25 protein-coding genes and 1 pseudogene are annotated in these 19405 nt (G+C 70.6%); 17 read left to right on the top strand and 9 right to left on the bottom strand.

The genetic code is table 11. The features are described from left to right. Positions 1–8: 8 nt before the first annotated feature. From AOJ26_RS25415 to rpmB, 3 genes are all read right to left on the bottom strand, one after another. A complete protein-coding gene (locus AOJ26_RS25415; RefSeq protein WP_053850667.1) occupies positions 9–515 on the bottom strand; it encodes a hypothetical protein in 507 nt (168 codons plus the stop codon). 67 nt (positions 516–582) lie between these two features. After that, positions 583–888, bottom strand: coding sequence for a 30S ribosomal protein S14 (gene rpsN, locus AOJ26_RS25410; RefSeq protein WP_053850666.1), 306 nt, complete (start codon positions 886–888; stop codon positions 583–585). Positions 889–909: 21 nt separating this feature from the next. Then, on the bottom strand, positions 910–1146 hold the full coding sequence (gene rpmB, locus AOJ26_RS25405) for a 50S ribosomal protein L28 (RefSeq protein WP_053850665.1): 237 nt from the start codon (positions 1144–1146) through the stop codon (positions 910–912). Positions 1147–1208: 62 nt separating this feature from the next. Here rpmB and rpmG point away from each other — a divergent pair, with 62 nt between their 5' ends. The 8 genes from rpmG (at position 1209) to AOJ26_RS25365 (ending at position 4712) form a co-directional block, all read left to right on the top strand. Then, complete coding sequence (rpmG, locus tag AOJ26_RS25400; protein WP_015658813.1) at positions 1209–1373, top strand: 50S ribosomal protein L33; 165 nt, start codon at positions 1209–1211, stop codon at positions 1371–1373. A 2-nt stretch (positions 1374–1375) separates the two neighbouring features. Beyond that, positions 1376–1624 (top strand): type B 50S ribosomal protein L31, encoded by a 249-nt coding sequence (locus AOJ26_RS25395; RefSeq protein WP_053850664.1) that lies wholly within the window; start codon positions 1376–1378, stop codon positions 1622–1624. Next, positions 1624–2802, top strand: coding sequence for a CobW family GTP-binding protein (locus AOJ26_RS25390; protein ID WP_053850663.1), 1179 nt, complete (start codon positions 1624–1626; stop codon positions 2800–2802). Before AOJ26_RS25395 ends, AOJ26_RS25390 begins: the two co-directional genes overlap by 1 nt. After that, complete coding sequence (gene rpsR / locus AOJ26_RS25385) at positions 2802–3047, top strand: 30S ribosomal protein S18 (protein WP_053850662.1); 246 nt, start codon at positions 2802–2804, stop codon at positions 3045–3047. The genes AOJ26_RS25390 and rpsR overlap by 1 nt, the downstream gene beginning before the upstream one ends. 65 nt (positions 3048–3112) lie before the next feature. Continuing rightward, positions 3113–3484, top strand: coding sequence for a VOC family protein (locus tag AOJ26_RS25380; protein ID WP_053850661.1), 372 nt, complete (start codon positions 3113–3115; stop codon positions 3482–3484). A gap of 10 nt (positions 3485–3494) precedes the next feature. After that, positions 3495–3863: an ArsR/SmtB family transcription factor gene (locus tag AOJ26_RS25375; protein ID WP_053850660.1), complete on the top strand. Its 369-nt coding sequence runs from the start codon at positions 3495–3497 to the stop codon at positions 3861–3863. Next, complete coding sequence (locus AOJ26_RS25370; protein ID WP_053850659.1) at positions 3860–4321, top strand: SRPBCC family protein; 462 nt, start codon at positions 3860–3862, stop codon at positions 4319–4321. The genes AOJ26_RS25375 and AOJ26_RS25370 overlap by 4 nt, the downstream gene beginning before the upstream one ends. 148 nt (positions 4322–4469) lie before the next feature. After that, positions 4470–4712: a DUF397 domain-containing protein gene (locus tag AOJ26_RS25365; protein ID WP_234358665.1), complete on the top strand. Its 243-nt coding sequence runs from the start codon at positions 4470–4472 to the stop codon at positions 4710–4712. A gap of 90 nt (positions 4713–4802) precedes the next feature. Here the strand turns inward: AOJ26_RS25365 and AOJ26_RS25360 are convergent, their stop codons facing one another. Further along, the gene (locus AOJ26_RS25360) at positions 4803–5303 is read right to left on the bottom strand and encodes an ATP-binding protein (RefSeq protein ID WP_053850658.1); all 501 of its coding nucleotides are present in this window, start codon (positions 5301–5303) and stop codon (positions 4803–4805) included. A 365-nt stretch (positions 5304–5668) separates the two neighbouring features. Between AOJ26_RS25360 and AOJ26_RS25355 the strand changes: the two genes are divergently transcribed. The 6 genes from AOJ26_RS25355 to AOJ26_RS25330 all read left to right on the top strand — a co-directional run bounded on the left by AOJ26_RS25355 (position 5669) and on the right by AOJ26_RS25330 (position 11221). Continuing rightward, complete coding sequence (locus tag AOJ26_RS25355) at positions 5669–6493, top strand: helix-turn-helix domain-containing protein (RefSeq protein WP_053850668.1); 825 nt, start codon at positions 5669–5671, stop codon at positions 6491–6493. A 144-nt stretch (positions 6494–6637) separates the two neighbouring features. After that, the gene (locus tag AOJ26_RS25350; RefSeq protein ID WP_053850657.1) at positions 6638–8098 is read left to right on the top strand and encodes an aldehyde dehydrogenase family protein; all 1461 of its coding nucleotides are present in this window, start codon (positions 6638–6640) and stop codon (positions 8096–8098) included. A 116-nt stretch (positions 8099–8214) separates the two neighbouring features. Then, positions 8215–8751 carry a DinB family protein gene (locus AOJ26_RS25345; protein ID WP_053850656.1) on the top strand — a complete coding sequence of 179 codons (537 nt, stop codon included), beginning with the start codon at positions 8215–8217 and terminating at the stop codon, positions 8749–8751. Positions 8752–8772: 21 nt separating this feature from the next. Next, the gene (locus AOJ26_RS25340; protein ID WP_053850655.1) at positions 8773–9414 is read left to right on the top strand and encodes a PadR family transcriptional regulator; all 642 of its coding nucleotides are present in this window, start codon (positions 8773–8775) and stop codon (positions 9412–9414) included. 86 nt (positions 9415–9500) lie between these two features. Beyond that, positions 9501–10463: an ATP-binding cassette domain-containing protein gene (locus AOJ26_RS25335; RefSeq protein ID WP_053850654.1), complete on the top strand. Its 963-nt coding sequence runs from the start codon at positions 9501–9503 to the stop codon at positions 10461–10463. Beyond that, positions 10460–11221, top strand: a complete 762-nt coding sequence (locus AOJ26_RS25330; RefSeq protein WP_053850653.1) for an ABC transporter permease — start codon at positions 10460–10462, stop codon at positions 11219–11221. Before AOJ26_RS25335 ends, AOJ26_RS25330 begins: the two co-directional genes overlap by 4 nt. A 403-nt stretch (positions 11222–11624) precedes the next feature. Here AOJ26_RS25330 and AOJ26_RS25325 read toward each other — a convergent pair whose 3' ends face one another. Further along, positions 11625–13031, bottom strand: coding sequence for a glutamate decarboxylase (locus AOJ26_RS25325; RefSeq protein WP_053850652.1), 1407 nt, complete (start codon positions 13029–13031; stop codon positions 11625–11627). A gap of 30 nt (positions 13032–13061) precedes the next feature. Continuing rightward, complete coding sequence (locus AOJ26_RS25320; RefSeq protein ID WP_053850651.1) at positions 13062–14345, bottom strand: ion channel protein; 1284 nt, start codon at positions 14343–14345, stop codon at positions 13062–13064. A 117-nt stretch (positions 14346–14462) separates the two neighbouring features. Here AOJ26_RS25320 and AOJ26_RS25315 point away from each other — a divergent pair, with 117 nt between their 5' ends. Further along, positions 14463–15224: a MerR family transcriptional regulator gene (locus AOJ26_RS25315; RefSeq protein WP_053850650.1), complete on the top strand. Its 762-nt coding sequence runs from the start codon at positions 14463–14465 to the stop codon at positions 15222–15224. Positions 15225–15240: 16 nt separating this feature from the next. On the opposite strand, the gene AOJ26_RS25310 is transcribed toward AOJ26_RS25315, so the two are convergent. Continuing rightward, the gene (locus AOJ26_RS25310; RefSeq protein ID WP_053850649.1) at positions 15241–15606 is read right to left on the bottom strand and encodes a YbjQ family protein; all 366 of its coding nucleotides are present in this window, start codon (positions 15604–15606) and stop codon (positions 15241–15243) included. 132 nt (positions 15607–15738) lie between these two features. On the opposite strand from AOJ26_RS25310, the gene AOJ26_RS25305 reads away from it, so the two are divergent. Next, positions 15739–16632, top strand: a complete 894-nt coding sequence (locus tag AOJ26_RS25305) for a DedA family protein (RefSeq protein WP_053850648.1) — start codon at positions 15739–15741, stop codon at positions 16630–16632. 18 nt (positions 16633–16650) lie between these two features. Here AOJ26_RS25305 and AOJ26_RS25300 read toward each other — a convergent pair whose 3' ends face one another. After that, the gene (locus tag AOJ26_RS25300; protein ID WP_053850647.1) at positions 16651–18318 is read right to left on the bottom strand and encodes a threonine/serine ThrE exporter family protein; all 1668 of its coding nucleotides are present in this window, start codon (positions 18316–18318) and stop codon (positions 16651–16653) included. A gap of 101 nt (positions 18319–18419) precedes the next feature. Beyond that, positions 18420–18911: an inorganic diphosphatase gene (locus AOJ26_RS25295; RefSeq protein WP_007383738.1), complete on the bottom strand. Its 492-nt coding sequence runs from the start codon at positions 18909–18911 to the stop codon at positions 18420–18422. A gap of 79 nt (positions 18912–18990) precedes the next feature. Here AOJ26_RS25295 and AOJ26_RS25290 point away from each other — a divergent pair. Further along, positions 18991–19405: pseudogene (locus tag AOJ26_RS25290) on the top strand (D-alanyl-D-alanine carboxypeptidase); the annotation flags it as partial.

Genomic DNA, 19405 nt, shown 5'->3' with positions numbered 1-19405 from the left:
CCCCCGCGCTAAGACCCGAGCCCCGCCGTCGGCAGTCCGCTCGGCAGGCGGCCGCCCTCGGCCCGGGTGTAGGTCTCGGTGCCGGCGGCACCCGACCACCTCACCTTGAGCTCGGTTTTGCCGACCGACTCGACCGTCCCCTCGGCCCGGTCCGTGCTGCCGTCCGCGCACTTGAGACGGATCGTCTTCGCGCTCGCGCTGCCGCTGCACACCGTGCCGCCGGTGGCGAACAGCCCGGCCCGGTCGCCGTTGACCAGCAGCGCCACCGCCTTGCCGCCGGTGGTGGTCAGCCAGCTCCCCGCGACCTCGCCGGACGCCGAGGACGACGTACCGGAGGAGGAGGCGGCGGCGGAGGGCGAAGCCGACGGCGGCGCGGACGCGCTGGAACTGGGCGACGCGTCGTCGTCCGAGCCCCCGCCGCTGCACGCGGTCAGCACGAGCGCACCCACAAGACCCGCGGCCGCGAGCCCGGCCCGTCGGCCCGACACAGTGCGCGAGAAGATCGCCGAAGTCACTGGAAGCTCCCAAGGTGTAGCGGTCGGCCGGACGACCGCAGCAAGCTACCAGCACCACCCGTGAGGGCTACCAGGACGATTTGCGGACACCTGGCAGATGTCCCGCGTGCGCCTGCTCGCGCAGCCCCACCCGGGACAGCCCGAAGGCCCGGAAGTAGCCGCGCGGCCGCCCGTCCACCTGATCCCGGTTACGCACGCGCGTGGCGCTCGCGTCCCGCGGCTGCCGCCGCAACTCCTCCTGGGCCGCGAGCCGTTCGGCGTCCGTGGACGACGGCCTGCGGATGATCTCCTTCAGCTCGGCCCGCCGTACGGCGTACCGCGCGACGATCTCCTGGCGCTTCTCGTTCTTCGCGATTTTGCTCTTCTTCGCCATGCCGGTTCTCCTCCCGAATCCTCAGACCCGCACCCCGCGCGCGCGGATGCGCGCCACGGCCGCCTCGACGCCGATCGAGTCGACGGTCCTGATGCCCTTGGTGCTCAGCCGCAGCCGCACGTGGCGGCCCTCGCTCGGCAGCCAGTAGCGCTTGGACTGGATGTTGGGGTCGAAGCGGCGCGAGGTGCGCCGGTGGGAGTGGGAGATCCGGTTGCCGAAGCCCGGCTGTGCGCCGGTCAGCATGCAGTGGGCGGACACGGGTGATGCACCTCTCTCGAAGCAGTTGTGTAAATGGAATTCATTTTCAGTAAGATAGCAGCATGGCACGCAACGAACTCCGCCCGGTCATCAAGCTCCGGTCCACCGCCGGGACCGGCTTCACCTATGTGACCCGCAAGAACCGCCGCAACGACCCGGACCGTATGACGCTGCGGAAGTACGACCCGGTCGCCGGCCGCCACGTCGACTTCCGAGAGGAGCGCTGACCATGCGCGAGGGAATCCACCCGTCGTACGGCCCCGTGGTCTTCCGCGACCGTGCCGCGAACCACGCCTTCCTCACCCGCTCGACGATGACGAGCGAGAAGACGATCGAGTGGGAGGACGGCCGCACCTACCCGGTCGTGGACGTCGAGATCTCGAACGTCAGCCATCCCTTCTACACCGGCACCGCCCGCGTCCTGGACACCGCGGGCCGGGTCGAGCGCTTCGAGCGCCGGTACGGAAAGAAGGGCTGATGCTCTCCGTCGTGATCGTCGGCGGGCTGCACGCCGACGCGCGCAAGGCGGCCGTCCGGCAGTTGCTCGCCGACGTACCCGGCAGTGTCGTCCTCCACCACGACCTGGCGACGGCCGCGGCCGGCACCGTCGTACGCACGATCCGCGACGCCACCGGCATCCTGTCCGCCGGCGAGGCCCCCCTGGTCAACGACTGCGCCTGCTGCGCGCTGCGGGACGACCTGGTTCCGGAGCTGCGCCGCCTGGACGCGGCCGGGACGCTGCGCCTCGCGGTCGTCGAGCTGTGGGACTCCGTCGAGCCCAAGGCGATGGCCGAGGTGGTCGCGGCCGGCGGCCTCACGGTCACCGGCGTGGTCACCGCGGTCGACCCGGCGCTCGTGCTGCCGTACCTCGGCAACGGCGACGACCTCGCCGAGCGCGGTCTCGCCGCCGCGGCCACCGACCAGCGCACGGTGGCCGACACCTTCGCCCGCCAGCTCGAGTACGCCCCCGTCCTCGCCGTCCTCGACTCCCCGGAGGCCGACGAGGAGGACCGCGAACTCCTCGCCCAGCTCCACCCGACGGCCCGCCGGGTCCCGATCCGGGGCGGTGAGCCGACCGACGAGGCGGGCACCCGCCATCCGGTACGGCCCTCCGCCCACTCGCCCCTGGCCCGTGCCGCCCTCGCCGGGTTCGACGTGGAGTCCGCCGCGGCCGCCCAGCATCCCGCCTGTGCCCTGCTGCCCGCCGAGGCCGACGCGCACGGTGTCGCCACGCTGGTCTGGCACCGCCGCCGGCCCTTCCACCCGGAGCGGCTGTACGAGGCGCTGGAGGACATCACCTGCGCAGCCGCCCGCAGCCGGGGCCGGTTCTGGCTCGCCGACAGGCCGGACGTGCTGCTGCACTGGGACGCGGCCGGCGGCGCCCTGTGCGTGGAGAGCGCGGGTCCGTGGCTGGCCTCGCTCCCCGACGCGGCCTGGGACATGGTCCCGCCGGTGCGCCGGGCGGCCGCCGCGCTGGACTGGCACCCGGAGCACGGCGACTGCTGCCAGCACCTCGTCTTCACCTCGCCCGGCCTCGACCGCGACGGACTCGAGCGGCTGCTGGAGTCCTGCCTGCTGACCGACGCCGAGTACGCGGCCGGCCGCGACGCCTGGAAACGCCTCCCGCCCGCCTTCGACACCCTCCTGGAGGTCTGATGCCTCGCAACGCCGACCGCAAGCACGACCGCAAGCTCACCAAGAACCGCCCCAACCCGCTGGACGCGGCCGGGATCACCTACGTCGACTACAAGGACACCGACCTGCTGCGGAAGTTCATCTCCGACCGCGGCAAGATCCGCAGCCGCCGCGTCACCCGCGTGTCGGCCCAGCAGCAGCGACAGCTCGCCCGTGCCATCAAGAATGCCCGCGAGATGGCCCTGCTGCCGTACTCCAGCAGGTGAGGGCTCATAGGTAGGAGATTCCCTACGGTTGACGCGTAGGGAATGTCCTACCTATCCTCCTGGGCATGACCATCACGCACGCCTCCTTCGTCACCCTCCCGGTCTCCGACCAGGACCGCGCCCTGCGCTTCTACACCGACGTCCTCGGCCTGACCGTCACCGCCGACCGGGACCTGCCCCAGGGGCGCTGGCTCCAGGTGGCCCCCGAGGGCGCGCAGACCGTCTTCACGCTCTCCGGTCCGGGCATGGGCGGCTTCGAGCCCGGCTCGGCCCGGGGGATCATGTTGGTCACGACCGATGTCGACGCGGACTGTGCGCGCCTCGCGGAGGCCGGGACCCCCGTGCAGGGACCCGACGATCTCCCGTGGGGCCGCATGGCCTCCTTCACGGACCCCGACGGCAACGGTCTGATGCTGCTGACGGAGGCACACCAGTAGGAAGGCCGGCATGACCGCACCGGGAGCCGTCGAGGCGGGGACCACCGAGGCCGACGCGGACCGCGTCTTCGCCGCGCTCGCGAGCGCCGTACGCCGTGAGGTGCTGCGGCTGCTGCGCGACGGCGGCCCCCAGCCCGTCCAGGCCCTGGCCGACCACTTCGACATGCGGCGCCCGAGCCTGTCCGAGCATCTGAGGGTGCTGCGCGAGGCGGGCCTGGTCTCCGAACAGCGCTCGGGCCGGCAGCGCATCTACCGGCTGGAGGCGGCCCCGCTCGCCGAGGTGCAGGACTGGCTCCATCCGTACGAGCGGTTCTGGCGCGGCCGGCTCAAGGAACTGGGCGCCCTGCTCGACCGCATGCCCGACGATGACGTGACATGAGCAACGCACCCGACGACGACCTCACGGTCATCCGCGTCGACGAGTTCTTCCCGCACCCGCCCGCCAAGGTCTGGCGCGCCCTCACCGAGCCCGAGCTGCTCGTGCAGTGGCAGATGCAAGGGGCGGAGGCGTTCCGGCTGGAGGTCGGACATCGGTACACCATGACCTCGGTCCCGCGGCCGAACTCGAACTTCTCGGGCACCGTCGAGGTGGAGGTCCTCGCCTACGAGCCGCAGCGGATGCTCGCACTCCGGTGGACCGACGCCGACCCGGCCAACTCCGCCGACTGGACCGTGACATGGAAGGTGGAACAGGAAGGGCGCGGTACGCGTCTCTTCCTAGTGCACGAGGGATTCGATCCCGGCGACCCCGCTCAGCTCATGACCCGGACGATCATGGACGGGGGCTGGCGGACGCATGTGATGCGGGCGCTGGGGCAGACGATGGAACGCATCTAACGGCCCCGTCGTCACATCTGTAACCGCAGGAACACCCCTTGTGCACGTGCATCTGCTCATGCATCTGCACGTGAACAGAGCTATGATCCGGACTAGTTGACAGCTGCATCACTGGCCACAAGGCCACCGCACCACCGGGGAGCGACCTGTGGACCTCGACGTGTACAACGGCATGACGGCCACGGATCTTGGCGGGGTGGCCTGGCAGAAGAGCAGGCACAGCAACTCGCAGGGTTCCTGCGTGGAGTTCGCGCGCCTGCCGGACGGGGGAGTCGCGGTGCGCAACTCCCGCTTCCCGGACGGTCCCGCGCTCGTCTACACGCGCGCGGAGATCGAGGCGATGCTCCTGGGCATCAAGGACGGCGAGTTCGACCACCTGATCGCGGGTTGAGTCCGGCTGTCCCGGGGTGACCCCGGGTGGCCGTGACCGAGCACTGAGTGACGCGCGTAGAACCGCGGCGTCATAAAACGCCGCGGTGTCTCACTCGGCGGACGCCGTGGCCGGACCCGTGTGCGGCCGGAGCCGGAACAGCGCCCAGACCACCTTGCCGCCCAGCGTCCCCGCCATCGGGTGCCACCCCCAGCTGTCGCTGAAGGAGTCGACGAGGAACAGCCCGCGCCCCGATTCCGCCGAGAAGTCGTCGGAGTCGCGTGCGACCGGACTCTCCTGGCTGGGATCGCGTACCGCGCACACGAGTCGTCCGGTCCACCGCATCAGGTGCAGCCGCACGGGCGGGTTCTGCTCGGCGCAGTGCGCGCCGTGGGCCGGCATCGCGTGCCGCAGTGCGTTGGTGACCAGTTCCGACACGACGAGGCAGATGTCGTCGAAGTGGTCGCTCAGCTCCCACTGGTCGAGCGTTCTGCGGGTGAACCTCCGTGCGTCGCCCACCGCTTCGTAGCGGGCGGGCAGGGAACAGGAGGCGGCGTCGGACACGGCCGCGGGATCCAGCGGCGGAAGGCCCTGCCGTAACGGCTCGAGCATGGTCGATCCATTCATCCCCATGCGAGGCACTCCCGGGAACTCGCGGTCGTTGCGATGCAGCGGTTGCGCGGGACCATGGTTTCGGATGAGCGATGCAGATGCAAGGTGCAGATGCACGTGCACGTGACCGAATTGGCCCTACCCGTACCGCTTGTTGGCCATTTTTTCCGCCATCTTCTCCACTGTTTCTTGCCTCTTCCTTCCCACTGTCTGTCCCGGCCCTGTGCAGAAACTTTGGCTTCTTTCCATATCTGTAATCGGACGAGTACTGCTCGGAGTGTTTTAGTGGCAGACTTCGGCCCCTGAAGACGTTGGGGAGGCTGGCGAACGTGAGCGCGGGAGAGCCCGGATCGGTGGTGCGGCGGATGCTGCTCGGCTCGCAACTCAGGCGACTGCGTGAGGCAAGGGGCATCACGCGCGAGGCGGCGGGCTACTCGATCCGCGCGTCCGAGTCGAAGATCAGCCGGATGGAGTTGGGCCGGGTGAGCTTCAAGACGCGTGACGTGGAAGACCTGTTGACGCTGTACGGCATCACGGACGAGCAGGAGCGGGCCTCGCTCCTCTCCCTCGCCCGTGAGGCCAACGTCGCGGGGTGGTGGCACAGTTACTCCGACGTCCTGCCGAGCTGGTTCCCCACCTATGTGGGCCTGGAGGGCGCCGCCTCCCTCATCCGCGTGTACGAAGTCCAGTTCATCCACGGCCTGTTGCAGACCGAGGCGTATGCACGTGCAGTGGTGCGGCGCGGTATGCAGGGCGCGAGCGAGGCGGACGTCGAGAAGCGCGTCGCGCTGCGCCTGGAGCGCCAGAAGTACCTGGCCGACGACGGCGGCCCCGAGTTCCACGTGGTGCTCGACGAGGCGTCCCTGCGCCGCCCGTACGGCGACCGCCAGGTGATGCGGGGACAGCTCCAGCACCTCATCGACGTCTCCGAACGCCCCAACGTACGGCTCCAGATCATGCCGTTCGGCTTCGGCGGCCACTCCGGTGAGAGCGGCGCCTTCACGATCCTCAGCTTCACCGAGTCCGACCTGACGGACGTCGTCTACCTGGAGCAGCTCACCAGCGCGCTCTATCTGGACAAGCGCGAGGACGTGACGCAGTACGAGAAGGCGATGAAGGAGCTCCAGCAGGACAGCCCGGGCCCGGACGAGAGCCGGGACCTGCTGCGCGGACTCCTCCAGCTCTCCTGAGACGTCCGCGAGATCTCCACCACCCCACCAAGGGTTCTCCCCAGAAGATTGCTCAGCGTGCCCAACTGGCGTGCCGCGCAAGTACGATGACGTGTGATCAGACCGTGACGTTGATCGTGTGTCTGCTAGTGATTTGGGGATCACATGTCGTCGTACTTCACCGACCTGGCCCAGCAGTACATCGACGGTGAGTGGCGCCCGGGTACCGGTTCCTGGGACATCATCGACTTCAACCCGTACGACAACGAGAAGTTGGCGTCGATCACCATAGCCACGGTCGACGAGGTCGACGAGGCGTACCGGGCCGCCGCCCGGGCGCAGAAGGCGTGGGCCGGGACCAACCCCTACGCCCGCCGCGAGGTGTTCGAGAAGGCCCTGCGGCTGATCGAGGAGCGCGAGGCGGAGATCTCCGAGGCGATCATCGCGGAGCTCGGCGGCACCCGTCTGAAGGCCGCCTTCGAACTTCACCTCGCCAAGGAGTTCCTGCGCGAGGCGGTCAACCTCGCGCTGCGCCCCGAAGGCAGGATCATCCCCTCGCCGGTGGACGGCAAGGAGAACCGCGTCTACCGCGTGCCGGTCGGTGTCGTGGGCGTGATCAGCCCCTTCAACTTCCCCTTCCTGCTGTCGATCAAGTCGGTCGCCCCGGCGCTCGCGCTCGGCAACGCCGTCGTGCTCAAGCCGCACCAGAACACGCCGATCGTCGGCGGCGCCCTGGTCGCGAAGATCTTCGAGGACGCGGGGCTGCCCGGCGGTCTGCTCAACGTCGTCATCACCGACATCGCCGAGATCGGTGACGCCTTCCTGGAGCACCCGGTCCCGAAGGTCATCTCCTTCACCGGCTCCGACAAGGTCGGCCGCCACGTGGCCACCGTCTGCGCCGCCAACTTCAAGCGCTCGGTCCTCGAACTGGGCGGCAACAGCGCCCTGGTGGTCCTCGACGACGCCGACCTCGACTACGCGGTCGACGCCGCCGTCTTCAGCCGGTACGTCCACCAGGGTCAGGTCTGCATGGCCGCCAACCGCGTCCTGGTCGACCGTGCGGTGGCCGGGGAGTTCACCGAGAAGTTCGTCGCCAAGGTCAGGGCCCTGAAGACCGGCGACCCCCGCGACCCGGAGACCGTCATCGGCCCGGTCATCAACTCCTCGCAGGCGGACGCCATCACGGGCGCCGTCGAGCAGGCGATCGCCGACGGCGCGACCGCGCTGGTGCACGGCACCGCGACGGACAACCTGGTCGAGCCCTCCGTCCTGACGGACCTCCCCGCGGACTCGCCCCTCCTCAGGCAGGAGCTCTTCGGCCCGGTCGCCCTCCTGGTCACCTTCGACGGCGAGGAGGAGGCCGTCCGCCTGGTCAACGACACCCCGTACGGCCTCAGCGGCGCCGTCCACACCGCGGACATCGAGCGCGGGGTCGCCTTCGCCAAGCAGATCGAGACCGGCATGTTCCACGTCAACGACGGCACCGTCCACGACGAGCCGATCGTCCCCTTCGGCGGCGAGAAGCACTCCGGCATCGGCCGCCTGAACGGCGACACCATGCTGGACTCCTTCACCACCACCAAGTGGATCTCCGTCCAGCACGGCCGGAGCCGCTTCCCGTTCTGATCTCTCCGGCACGACGTCCGCCACGGGCCCTTCAGGACAGAACCTGTCCTGAAGGGCCCGTAGTTTCGTGGGTGTCGGGGGGAAGCCCTTCCCGAGCCCTACGAAAGGCGGCTGTCATGGTCACTCACGTTCCCGCGGAGGAGTACGGCGACGAGCGCGGCGCGCTCCTGGCCTTCCTGGAGGAGCAGCGCGGCGGCATCCGGCGCGCGGTCCTCGGGCTGACGGAGGAGCAGGCGGCCGCGAAGCCCAGCGCGAGCGAACTCTCCCTGGGCGGGCTGCTCAAGCACGTCGCCGAGACCGAGCAGAGCTGGATCGCCCGGGCCAGGGGCGAGGAGCCGGCCGTGCACCGGGAGCCGTCCAACTGGCACGAGTGCTTCGCCCTGGTCGGTGACGAGACCGTCGAGTCGCAGCTGGCGTACTGGGAGAAGGTGGCCGCCGCAACGGAGGCGTTCGCCCGCTCGGTGCCGAGCCTGGACGACACCTTCCCGCTCCCGGACCAGCCCTGGTTCCCGCCGGGGGGCCGCGTCTCCGTGCGCTGGGTGCTGCTGCACCTGATCCGGGAGACGGCCCGGCACGCCGGCCACGCCGACATCATCCGCGAGTCCCTGGACGGCAGGACGGCGTTCGAGCTGGTGGCGCTCGCCGCGGAGTGAGGAAGCCATAACCTGGACCGCATGTCAACGATCCGTCTCCTCGTGCTCGGCGCGGTGCGCCAGCACGGGCGGGCCCACGGCTACCAGGTGCGCAACGACCTGGAGTACTGGGGCGCGCACGAGTGGTCCAACGCCAAGCCCGGCTCGATCTACCACGCACTGAAGCAGATGGCGAAGCAGGGGCTGCTGCACGCGCACGAGATCGCGCCGTCCACGGCCGGCGGCCCGCCGCGCACCGAGTACGAGATCACCGACCTGGGCACGGAGGAGTACCTGCGGCTGGTGCGGGAGGCGCTGACCTCCTACGACCAGAAGACGGACATGAAGTCCGCGGCCATCGGCTTCATGGTCGACCTGCCGCGCGCGGAGGCGGTGGCGCTGCTCAAGGAGCGCGTGCGGCGCATCGAGGAGTGGCGTTCCGCGGTCACCGAGCACTACGTGCCCGAGGACGGCCCGCAGCAACTCGGGCACATCGGCGAGATCATGAACCTCTGGATCCACACGGCCGACGCCGAGGCCGAGTGGACCGAGGGGCTGATCGCCCGCGTCGAGGAGGGGGCGTACACCTTCGCGGGGGAGGGCGATCCGTTCGTGGGCGTCCTCGCCGAGGGTGAGGAGAACCCGTACGCGACGGGGGAGCGACACCCCGGGGACGCTGACTAATCAAGTTTGACGAGTGCCGTCGTCGGCGTTACCTTGGATCGGTAGTCAAGTTTGACTACGCCTTGAACCCCTGGGGAGGGTGCCCGATGACCGAGGTGACCGACGTGATCGTCGCGGAAGGCCTGCGGAAGCGGTACGGCGACAAGGCCGCCCTGGACGGGCTGGACCTGAGGGTCGCGCGCGGCAGCGTCCACGGCGTCCTCGGCCCCAACGGCGCGGGCAAGACGACCCTGGTCCGCGTCCTGTCCACCCTGCTGCGGCCCGACGAGGGTCGCGCCGAGGTGGCGGGCCACGACGTGGAGCGCGCCGCCTACGACGTACGGCTGCGCATCGGTCTGCTCGGCCAGCACGCGGCCCTCGACGAGGAACTCGACGGCCGCCAGAACCTGGAGATGTTCGCCCGCCTCTACCACCTGGGCGCCCGCCACGCGCGCGTGCGCGCCGGCGAGCTCCTGGAGCGGTTCGGCCTCGCCGACACCGGCCGCAAACCCGTCCGCGCCTACAGCGGCGGCATGCGGCGCCGACTGGACCTCGCCGCCTCCCTGATCCGCGACCCGGAGGTGCTGTTCCTGGACGAACCCACGACCGGCCTCGACCCGCGCGGCCGCGCCGAGGTGTGGGCCGCGGTCCGCTCCCTGGTCGGCGGCGGTACGACGGTCCTGCTGACCACGCAGTACCTGGAGGAGGCCGACCAGCTCGCCGACCGGATCTCCCTCGTCGACGGGGGCCGGGTCGTCGCCGACGGCACGTCGGACGAGCTGAAGGCGCGCACCGGGGGCGACCGCATCGACGTGGTCCTGCGGGACGCGGGCCAACTGGGCGCCGCCCTCGCCCTGTTGCCGGTGCCCGCGGAGGGCGTCTCCGTCGACCCCGACCGCAGGCTGCTCAGCGCCCCGGTCACCGACCGGATGGCGGCGCTCTCCGAGGTCGTACGAGCCCTGGGGGCGGCCGGGATCGAGGCGGAGGACGTGGCCCTGCGCCGGCCCACCCTGGACGAGGTGTTCCTGCATCTCACCGGTGACGACAACCGAGTGAAGGAGACTGTGTGAGCACGTACGCGCTGACCGATTCCTGGACCATGACCCGGCGCGAACTCGCCCACTGGGCACGGCAGCCGGTGCGGGTCGTCGTCGGCCTGGTCTTCCCCGTGATGCTGCTGCTGATGTTCGGCTATCTCGTCGGCGGGGGCCGCGGTGTCGACGGGGAGTACGTCGACTACCTGGTCCCGGGGATGCTCGCGCTGACCATGGCGTTCGGGCTGGAGGCGACGATGATCGCCGTCACCCAGGATCTCGACAAGGGCGTGATCGACCGTTTCCGTTCCATGCCGATGGCCAACGGGGCGGTCCTGGTGGGCCGTTCGGTGGCCGACATGCTCCAGTCCGTGCTGAGCCTGGCCGTGATGATCGGTGTCGGGTTCGCGATCGGCTGGCGGGTGCAGGGGGGCTTCGCCGGACTCCTGGCGGCGGTGGGCCTGTTGCTCCTGTTCCGCTTCGCCATGCTCTGGATCGGCATCCACCTCGCGATGGTCGCCGGGAAACCGGAGATGGTGCAGGCCGTGCAGATCCTGGTCTGGCCGGTCGGCTTCCTGTCCAACGCGTTCGCGACCCCCGACTCCATGCCGGGCTGGCTGGGCACGGTCGTCGAGTGGAACCCCATGTCCCGGACGGCGACGGCGGTACGGGACCTGGTGGGCGGTCCCGGCGGCGAACCGGGGCACGTGTGGGCGGCGGTGGTGTGGCCGCTGGTGCTGCTGGCGGTGTTCTTCCCGCTGGCGGTCAGGAGGTTCGCCCGGCTGAGCCGCTAGGCCGCGCTGGGCAGAGGGGGGGGCTTAGACCGGGTCCCGTCGGGGCCGGCCGACGGCGTGTCTCCGCCTCGCGCGAAGGCCGCGGCCCCCTGACCCAACGGCCACGACCTCACGTTCCGGCAACCGCCGGTGACCCGCCCGGCGGTTCCCATGGCCCGCGGCGACGCGGCCGGGATGTGTCGCGCGCGGTCGGCCGGTCCGGCGGAGCAGGCGTGGCCGACGGCACGGCTCTCGCGACGGGCGGGACCGTAGGCGCGGCTGCGTGCTCGTGCCTGGCGGCTGTGTGCTCGGCCTCGGCCGTTCCGCCCTCGTGCCCGGCGGCTGCGTGCTTGGCCCCGGCCGTCCCGCCCGGCGGCTCCGTGCTCGCGTCCAGCAGCACCGAGTGGCATCGGTCCGGCGGAGGCTAGTGATGGAAGCCCGTCGCCGCGTCCCTGTCCCTCGTCAACGGGTGCGGCTGGCGGCGCAGTTCGGGCAGCAGGCGTTCCAGGTCCTCCGCGAACAGGTCGGCCAGGTCGGTCGAGAAGCCGTTGCGGCACACCACCCTCAGCACCGACAGGTCCTCGCGGTTCGGCGGGAAGGTGTACGCCGGCACCAGCCAGCCCCGCTCGCGCAGCCGCCGGGACACGTCGAAGACGTCGTACGCCCGCACCTCGGGGGCCGTCGTGAACGCGAACACCGGGAGCTCGTCGCCGCGGGTCAGCAGGCGGAAGTCGCCGAGCGCCTCCACGCGGTCGGCGACGCGCCGGGCCACGTCCCGGGTGGACTGCTGCACGGCCCGGTAACCCTCGCGGCCCAGCCGCAGGAAGGTGTAGTACTGCGCGACGACCTGCGCCCCGGGCCGGGAGAAGTTCAGCGCGAAGGTGGGCATGTCGCCGCCCAGGTAGTTCACCCGGAACACGAGCTCCTCCGGCAGTGCCTCCTTGTCCCGCCACAGCGCCCAGCCGACACCGGGGTAGACGAGGCCGTACTTGTGCCCCGAGGTGTTGATCGACGCCACGCGCGGCAGCCGGAAGTCCCACACCAGGTCCTCGTCGAGGAAGGGCGCGACCATGGCCCCGGACGCCCCGTCGACGTGCACCGGGATGTCCAGGCCGGTGCGCTCCTGGAGGGCGTCCAGGGCGGCGCACAGGTCCGCGATCGGCTCGTAGGAGCCGTCGAAGGTGGAGCCGAGGATGCCCACGACCCCGATGGTGTTCTCGTCGCACAGCTCGGCGGCGGCCTGCGGGTCGAGGTGGAAGCGCTCGCCCTCCATGGGCACCAGGCGGGCCTCCACCTCCCAGAAGTTGCAGAACTTCTCCCAGCACACCTGGACGTTGACCCCCATGACCAGGTTGGGCCGCGCCCCCGGATACCGGCCGGCGTTCCGCTGCGCCCAGCGCCGCTTCAGCGCCATGCCCGCGAGCATGCACGCCTCGCTGGACCCGGTCGTCGAACAGCCCACCGCCGCCGAGGGATCCGGTGCGTTCCACAGGTCGGCGAGCATCGCCACACAGCGCCGCTCCAGCTCGGCGGTGCGCGGGTACTCGTCCTTGTCGATCATGTTCTTGTCCCGGCACTCACCCATCAGGACCCCGGCCTGCGGTTCCATCCAGGTCGTGACGAAGGTGGCGAGGTTCAGCCGGGAATTGCCGTCGAGCATCAGCTCGTCGTGGACCACCTGGTAGGCGGTCGACGGCGGCAGGGGAGAGCTCGGCAGCCGGTGCTTGGGCGGGGCCTCGGTCATCCCGCCGACCGGGTCGGCCTCGCCGTAGAAGGGATTGACGGACAACGGACGCTCGTCGGGCTTCTCGGGTCCTTTGTGCAGTGGCATGGGCGTGCCTCCTGAAGGGATCAACGTCGGTCAGCGGACCGGGGTTCCGTCCGCGCGCAACTGCATCTGCGGCCGCCCCGTCACCAGCAGCCAGGCCGGCAGCGAGGCGATGCACAGCAGCGCGAGGATCGTGGGCGAGGCCACCAGCACGGCGGCGGTGAACAGACTCACCCAGGCCTGCCGGGTGACGGCGAGCAACATGCCGAGCACCCCGGCGGCGACGCCGAGGGCCGGGTGGACGGCGTCCACGAGCGCGTGGGCGCACAGCCCGAAGGCGACGCCGACGAACACGGCCGGGAAGATCCGTCCGCCCCGGAAACCGCAGGAGGCCGCGACGAGCAGCGCGGCCAGCTTCACCACCGTCATGGTGGCGAACTCCCCGGCCGTCCAGCCCGCCGGGTCGGCCGCCAGCTCGCCGATCTCGTCGAGCCCCTTGAAGAGCGTCAGATGCCCGCCGAGGGCCGCCAGCAGCCCGAGGACGAGCCCGCCCACGGGCAGGGCCAGCATCGGGTGCCGCAGCCGCGCGAACGCGCCGTGGACGTGGGGGAAGGCCAGCACGGCCGCCATGCCGAGCAGCGCGGCGGCCGACGCGGTCACCAGCACCGCCAGCAGATCGCCCCAGCCGGGCCGCCCGAACGCGGGCAGCCGCAGATCGAACGTCGGGCGGGCCACCAGGGTGACCGTCAGCGCGCCGACCGCGGCCGCCAGCAGCGGTCCGAAGACGTTGTCCCACAGCGCGCCCCTGAGCTGCCGTCCGGCCAGCGCCTCGGAGATCACCAGCGCCGCCGCCACCGGCGTTCCGAACAGCGCGCCGATCGTCGCCGCCTCCGCCAGCGCCGGCCACAGCCCGCGCGGCAGCCGCGGGGCCAGCCGGCGTCCCAGCCAGAAGGCCAGCGCCACGTTCACCGCGATGATCGGGTTCTCGGGGCCCAGGCTCGGCCCGCCCGCGAGCATCAGCGCGGTCGCCAGGAGCAACCCCGGCAGCACGGCGGGCGGCAGCACGGGAGCGTCCAGGCCGGTGGTCGCCGGGTCGGGACCGGCGTGTCCGGGAACCTTCCACACCACCAGGCCCACGGCGATCCCGGTCGCGGTGAGCACGACCAGCATCCACAGCACGGAGTACCGGCCCACCCCCAGCGCGTCCGGCAGGTTCCGCCACAGCACGTGCTGCAACTCCTCGGCCGCCGCGCTCACCCCGAGCAACAGCAGGCTCGCGCCCACCCCGACGACGAGAGCGGGGAGGATCAACGGCAGCAGGGCGCGCGCCGGGGTCGCCGGGGCGGCGGATGCCTGCTGCGCGGTGTCCTGGGCCACGAGCTCACGATATGCGGACATAACGGACGGGACATCCGGAGGTGTCCGTGCCGGGCTTGCACCTCACGCGACGTGAGGAGCCACCGTGGAGCGCGTACCGAGAAGGGAGCGGACGAAGTGAGCTACTCCGTGGGACAGGTCGCGGGCTTCGCCGGTGTGACGGTGCGCACACTGCACCACTACGACGACATCGGCCTGCTCGTGCCCAGCGAGCGCAGCCACGCGGGCCACCGGCGCTACGGCGACGAGGACCTCGACCGGTTGCAGCAGATCCTGTTCTACCGCGAGCTCGGCTTCCCGCTCGACGAGGTCGCCGCCCTGCTCGACGACCCGGACGCGGACCCGCGCGCGCACCTGCGCCGCCAGCACGAGCTGCTGACCGCCCGGATCGAGAAGCTGCAGAAGATGGCGACGGCCGTGGAACACGCCATGGAGGCACGCACGATGGGCATCGATCTGACACCGGAGGAACGCTTCGAGGTCTTCGGCGACAAGGACCCGGAACAGTACGCCGAGGAGGTGGAACAGCGCTGGGGCGGCACCGAGGCGTACGCCGAGTCGCAGCGCCGGACCGCGAACTACACCAAGGACGACTGGCAGCGCATGCAGGCCGAGGCGGCCGACTGGGGCGAGCGCTACGCCGCCCTGATTGCCGCCGGGGACACACCGGACTCCGCGGCGGCCATGGACATGGCGGAGGAGCACCGGCAGCACATCTGCGGCTGGTTCTACGACTGCCCGTACGAGATGCACCAGTGCCTGGGCGAGATGTATGTGTCGGACGAGCGCTTCAAGGCGTTCTACGACTCCGTGCGCCCCGGTCTCGCCGAGCACCTCAGGGACGCCATCAGGGCGAACGCGGCCCGGCACCCCGCCTAGGGCTCCTGACCCGGGGCTACTCCCGGGTCAGGACCACCGCCGTGCCGTAGGCGCACACCTCCGTGCCGACGTCCGCCGACTCGGTCACGTCGAAGCGGAACATCAGCACGGCGTTCGCCCCACGCGCGCGTGCCTGCTCGACGAGGCGTTCCATGGCCTGGTTGCGGGTCTGCACCAGTGTCTTCGTGAGCCCCCTGAGCTCACCGCCGATCATCGACTTCAGGCCCGCCCCGATCTGGCTGCCGAGGTGCCGGGAGCGCACGGTCAGCCCGAAGACCTCGCCCAGCACCTCCTGCACCCGGTGACCGGGTACGTCGTTCGTGGTCACCACGAGCACGTCCGGCCGGGGCCCCTGGCCGCCGCCGTATTCGTCAATACCCATGGCTCCCAGCTTTGTCCCGGAGAGCGCACAGTGCATCCTGGGGACCCCCATGGAACCTGGGCCACCGTGGCTGCGTTGATACTTGAGGCAGCCAGTCCCAGCCCGATCCCCACACGCAGGAGCCACAATCCCGTGACCACGCTCGCGCTCGGCCCCGAGTGGCTCAGCCCCGACTATCTGATCGAGACCTTCAGCCTCCCCGGAATCCTGCTGATCGTCTTCGCCGAGTCGGGTCTCTTCGCGTTCCTGCCGGGTGACTCCCTGCTGTTCACGGCGGGTCTCTTCGTGGCCGAGGGGAACTTCATCAGCCAGCCCCTGTGGCTGGTGTGCGCGCTCATCGTGCTGGCCGCCGTCCTCGGCGACCAGGTCGGCTACATGATCGGGAAGTTCTTCGGGCCGAGGCTCTTCAGCCGCCCCAACTCCAGGCTCTTCAAGCAGGAGAACCTGGAGAAGGCCCACGAGTTCATGGAGAAGTTCGGCCCCAAGGCCATCGTCCTGGCCCGCTTCGTGCCGATCGTGCGGACCTTCGCCCCCATCGTGGCCGGCGCCGGCCGCATGAAGTACCGCACCTTCCTGACGTACAACGTCATCGGCGGCGTGGCCTGGGGCACCGGCGTCACCCTGGCCGGCTACTGGCTCGGCCAGATCGACGTCATCAAGAAGAACGTCGAGGCGATCCTCGTCCTGATCGTCCTGGTCTCGGTCGTCCCGATCATCATCGAGTACCTGCGCGAGCGCTCCAAGAAGAAGCGGGCGGCGGCGCAGACCCCGCCCCAGCAGCAGTACCAGCCGATGGACGACGCGACGACCCAGCTCCGCCGCATCCCGTCCGACGACGAGCGGCAGCAGCCCTCTCAGCAGCAGCACAACGGCTACGACCAGTACTACGGCCAGCAGCAGCCGCAGCAACAGCAGCCCTACGCCCAGCAGTACCCGCAGGGCTACGGCAACCAGCAGTACGGCCGGCCGAACGAGCAGTACGGGCAGCAGAACCAGCAGAACCCGTACAACAACCAGGGGTACTGAGCGCCCCTCGGGCGCGGGTCAGAAGCCGCGGGTCCTCTTGGCGGCCCGCCGCTTCCCGGCCGAGCCGACCCTCAGGAACAGCCGGGAGATCTCGGACCCCAGGTTGACCCCGATGGCGATGGCCATCGCCAGGGCCGCCGCCTTCGACAGGGACACCAGCCCTTCGACGACCTCGCTCCCGGCGATCGCCAACAACCCGAAGTACGTGGCCGAACCCGGCAGCAGGGGCCCGATCGCCGCGGTCGTGTACGGCAGCGCGGAGGCGAACCGGTACCGCGACAGCAACTGCCCGAACAACCCGACCAGCCCCGCCGCAACGGCCGTGGAGGCGACCGGGGAGAACTCGCCGGTGTAGTGCATCGCGCCGTACACGCACCACGCGACCCCGCCGTTCAGGGTGACGGCCAGCACGGTGGACCGTTCCTGCTGCAACAGCACGGCGAAGGTCAGCGACAGCAGCATCGACGCCGCGATCTGCCACAGCGGCCGCGGCTGCGTCGACAGCGCCTCGTCGGGGTTGAGGTGCGCGCCGAGCTGCACCCCGACGTAGAGCATCACCAGGACGCCCACCACGATGCCCACGAAGAAGTACATGACCTCCAGGAGCCGGGCCGACGCGGTGATGTAGAAGCCCGTCAGGCCGTCCTGCACGCCCGCCACCAGCGCCCGCCCGGGCAGCAGCGCGAACAGCCCACCGGTGATGACCGCCGACGCCTTCACGTCCACATGGGCCAGGGTGAGCGCGATCCCGATCCCGGCGGGCGGCATCGCGGCGACCGCGAACTGGTAGAACTCCGGCAGCCCGCGCCCCGCGCACAGCCACGCCAGCCGGTCGCCGAGCATCGCGCCCACCATGGCCGCGACGAACACCAGCGGGCCACCACCGACCAGCACGGAGGCGGCGCCCGCCAGCAACCCGCTCGCCGAGGTGAGCACCCAGGTCGGGTACGGGTGCCGGTTGCGCCGGATCTCCGCGAGCCGCCGGTAGGCCTCCTCCAGGGAGATCGCCGTCTCGGGGTCGCTGAGGTCGTCCACGAGCTGGAAGACGGCCGCGAGACGGGTGTAGTCGGTCCCGCGCCGCCGTACCGTCCTGGAGGCCGTCACGGGGTCGTCCACGAGCGACGGCTGGTAGGAGATCGACAGGAGCGTGAAGGTGACGTTCGGCTCGCAGCGGTCCAGGCCGTAGGACCGGCAGACCGCGAACATCGCCGCCTCCACGTCCTCGGCCCCCTCACCGCCCGCGAGCAGCAGCTCGCCGATGCGCAGGGTCAGGTCGAGCACGCGCGGGACGGCCGGACCGGTGTCGTCGTCGGACTTCTGCACCGGTTCCGGCGCGGGCCGCTCGGCCACCGGCATCCGCAGCATCGTGCGCATCCGGTCCTGCCAGGGCAGGTCCTTGGTGAGACTGACCACCGGTATGCCGGTCGCCGGGGTGAACGCGGGCGGGGCGTCCTTCGCGCTGTACGTGCGGGGCGTACTGAACGCCGACCCCTCCGGCTCGGCGGCCGACGGCTGCGGGACCTCCAGCCCCTGCGGGACCGCGAACTCGGACGTGGTCTCCGGCTCACCGCCGACGGTTCTCGGCATGGCGAGCCCGTCGGGAACGGCGAACTCGGACGTGATCTCGGAGTCGTAGAAACTCCTGGCCTCGTCCGACTGCGGCTTGCGGTGCTCCGCCTCCGTCACTCCGTAACGCTCCCTGAACGACACATTCCGTAAGCCTCAGTATGCGCGGGCATACGAACGGGCCGCACGCGTGCGCGTACGGCCCGTCCGTGACACGGGGCTCAGTGGCCGCCCTGGTCCTTGAAGCGCTTGTAGGACCGCTCGATCTCGGCCTCGGCGTCGACACGACCGACCCAGTCGGCGCCCTCGACGGACTTGCCGGGCTCCAGGTCCTTGTAGACCTCGAAGAAGTGCTGGATCTCCAGGCGGTCGAACTCGGAGACGTGGTGGATGTCGCGCAGGTGCTCCACGCGCGGGTCCGTCGCCGGGACGCACAGCAGCTTGTCGTCGCCGCCGGCCTCGTCCGTCATGCGGAACATGCCGATCGCACGGCACTTGATGAGACAGCCCGGGAACGTCGGCTCGTCAAGAATGACCAGCGCGTCCAGCGGGTCGCCGTCCTCGCCGAGGGTGTTCTCGACGAAGCCGTAGTCGGTCGGGTAGGCGGTCGAGGTGAAGAGTCGACGGTCCAGGCGGATCCGACCGGTCTCGTGGTCCACCTCGTACTTGTTCCGCGAACCCTTCGGGATCTCGATCGTGACGTCGAACTCCACCGGTGGCTCCTCCATGATCAACACATAGTTCTGGTGGTTAAGTGTCCCTCACGCAGGTGTGTGATCGCGAAAGGGGCTGGTGGTCGTGCCTGAACTGAGGCCTTGGCGGGCCGCGAGACCGCACGCGGTGCGGGTCGCGAACGCCGTACGACCGCGTCTGGCACGCGCCGCGGACGCCGTCCGTCCAGGACTGACCCGGGCCACGGACACCGTACGGCCGTATCTCGCACGGACCGCCGCCGCTGTGAAACCGCAGGTCACACGGGTTGCCGGGATGGCCCGGCCGAAGACCGTCAAGACCTGGCAGTACACCGCCGGTGCCGCCGGCGCGGGTCTCGCGCTGGCCGCCACCGTGGCGACCGCCGCCGGCCCGTGGGACTCCTCGGGTCAGCGTACGGCCGAGCGGGACCGGGCGGTCGCCCTCGAACGGACGGGTGGCACAGATCACCAGGGCGGCTCCGGTTCGCCCGCCGCCGGGCCCCGCCCCGCCCAGT

It is taken from the genome of Streptomyces sp. NRRL B-24085 (assembly GCF_001282115.1).
GTDB lineage: Bacteria > Actinomycetota > Actinomycetes > Streptomycetales > Streptomycetaceae > Streptomyces.
This window is presented reverse-complemented; position numbering and strand designations above follow the sequence as displayed.

Excerpts from the sequence above, each read along its gene's own strand:
- AOJ26_RS25350 (WP_053850657.1), top strand. The coding sequence starts at position 6,638 with ATGTCGTCGTACTTCACCGACCTGGCCCAGCAGTACATCGACGGTGAG.
- AOJ26_RS25345 (WP_053850656.1), top strand. The coding sequence starts at position 8,215 with ATGGTCACTCACGTTCCCGCGGAGGAGTACGGCGACGAGCGCGGCGCG.
- AOJ26_RS25390 (WP_053850663.1), top strand. The coding sequence starts at position 1,624 with ATGCTCTCCGTCGTGATCGTCGGCGGGCTGCACGCCGACGCGCGCAAG.
- AOJ26_RS25340 (WP_053850655.1), top strand. The coding sequence starts at position 8,773 with ATGTCAACGATCCGTCTCCTCGTGCTCGGCGCGGTGCGCCAGCACGGG.
- AOJ26_RS25375 (WP_053850660.1), top strand. The coding sequence starts at position 3,495 with ATGACCGCACCGGGAGCCGTCGAGGCGGGGACCACCGAGGCCGACGCG.
- rpsN (WP_053850666.1), bottom strand. The coding sequence starts at position 888 with ATGGCGAAGAAGAGCAAAATCGCGAAGAACGAGAAGCGCCAGGAGATC.
- AOJ26_RS25380 (WP_053850661.1), top strand. The coding sequence starts at position 3,113 with ATGACCATCACGCACGCCTCCTTCGTCACCCTCCCGGTCTCCGACCAG.
- AOJ26_RS25310 (WP_053850649.1), bottom strand. The coding sequence starts at position 15,606 with ATGGGTATTGACGAATACGGCGGCGGCCAGGGGCCCCGGCCGGACGTG.
- AOJ26_RS25370 (WP_053850659.1), top strand. The coding sequence starts at position 3,860 with ATGAGCAACGCACCCGACGACGACCTCACGGTCATCCGCGTCGACGAG.
- AOJ26_RS25355 (WP_053850668.1), top strand. The coding sequence starts at position 5,669 with ATGCTGCTCGGCTCGCAACTCAGGCGACTGCGTGAGGCAAGGGGCATC.
- AOJ26_RS25335 (WP_053850654.1), top strand. The coding sequence starts at position 9,501 with ATGACCGAGGTGACCGACGTGATCGTCGCGGAAGGCCTGCGGAAGCGG.
- rpsR (WP_053850662.1), top strand. The coding sequence starts at position 2,802 with ATGCCTCGCAACGCCGACCGCAAGCACGACCGCAAGCTCACCAAGAAC.
- AOJ26_RS25395 (WP_053850664.1), top strand. The coding sequence starts at position 1,376 with ATGCGCGAGGGAATCCACCCGTCGTACGGCCCCGTGGTCTTCCGCGAC.
- AOJ26_RS25325 (WP_053850652.1), bottom strand. The coding sequence starts at position 13,031 with ATGCCACTGCACAAAGGACCCGAGAAGCCCGACGAGCGTCCGTTGTCC.
- AOJ26_RS25360 (WP_053850658.1), bottom strand. The coding sequence starts at position 5,303 with ATGCTCGAGCCGTTACGGCAGGGCCTTCCGCCGCTGGATCCCGCGGCC.
- rpmG (WP_015658813.1), top strand. The coding sequence starts at position 1,209 with ATGGCACGCAACGAACTCCGCCCGGTCATCAAGCTCCGGTCCACCGCC.